The organism is Eggerthella sp., from assembly GCF_048329335.1.
In the GTDB taxonomy this organism is placed as follows: domain Bacteria; phylum Actinomycetota; class Coriobacteriia; order Coriobacteriales; family Eggerthellaceae; genus Eggerthella; species Eggerthella lenta.
Genome location: NZ_DBFEGU010000440.1, coordinates 1 through 1179, shown reverse-complemented (window position 1 = coordinate 1179; position 1179 = coordinate 1). Strand labels below are relative to the sequence as shown.

General features: G+C 63.4%; 1 protein-coding gene. It reads right to left on the bottom strand.

Annotated features, from left to right (window positions below):
- Positions 1-1087: peptidase T (gene pepT, locus ACMO6A_RS13530; protein WP_418471420.1), on the bottom strand; the 1087-nt coding region annotated here is incomplete at its 3' end.
- Positions 1088-1179 lie beyond the last annotated feature (92 nt).

The window sequence follows — 1179 nt, the reverse complement described above, 5'->3', positions numbered from 1 at the left end:
GGTTCGGACAGGGCAAACCCATATACGACAGCCGCGCACCGTCTGTGCCGCCGCGCGTCGCCTCCTCAAACCACTGTACGCCCGCCGCCTCGCAGGCCTTTTTCGCATTGTCGATGAGGTGCATGCAGGGACGGATCTGCTCCAGCATATTGTAGTAGCTGTCCTTGAGCGCAAGCTCCACCCGCGCCGTGGGATACTTTTCCGTCATGGCCTTTTCCACGCCGCGCAGCAGCTCCTTGCGCGCCTCAAACTTTTCCCGGTCATGGTCGCGCACGATATATTCCAGACGCGCGGCAGCCGTGTCGCCGGACAAAGCGTCCATGTGGAAAAAGCCCTCCCGGCCCTCGGTGTGCTCAGGCACCTCCCGCGGCGGCAGCATGCCGTCGATCTCGCAGGCCAGCTTCAGCGCGTTCACCATGGTGTCCTTGGCGCTGCCCGGGTGCACCGAAACGCCCGTGATGCGGAACACAGCGGACGCGGCGTTGAAGTTCTCGTAGGATATCTCGCCCACCTCGCCTCCGTCCATCGTATAGGCATAAGCCGCCCCGAAGCCCGGCACGTCGAAATGGTCTGCGCCTTCGCCCACTTCCTCGTCCGGCGTGAAGGCGATCTTCACCGGGCCGTGGGGCGCGCCGCTTTGCAGGAGCTGTTCACACGCCGTCAATATCTCCGCAATGCCCGCCTTGTCGTCCGCGCCCAGAAGCGTGGAGCCGTCGGCCGTGATGAGCGTTTTTCCCTTCAGCTCTTTCAGGAACGGGAACTCGGACGTTTTCAGTACGCGGCCGCACTGCGGCAGGGCCACGTCGCCGCCATCATAATTCTCATGCAGAATGGGCTTCACATTCTCGCCGGAGAATGCCTGGGCCGTATCCATGTGGGCGATCCAGCCGATGGCCGGGCTTTTTTCGCAGCCGGGCGTGGCGGGCAGGCTTCCGTACACATAGCCGAAGCCGTCCACGCGCGCGTCGGCTATGCCCATGGCGCGCATCTCCTCCGCCAGCATCCGCGCCAGGTCCAGCTGGCGCTCCGTAGTGGGCGTTCTCCCCGTACCGTCCTGGGATGTGGTGTGTACCTTTGCATAATTCATCAGGCGTTCATAAGCGCGCATTGTTCAGCTCTCCTTTGTTTTATCGCCGCACCGGGCTTTGTGGTTCAGGCGCCCGGACACGTCCGCGCCCT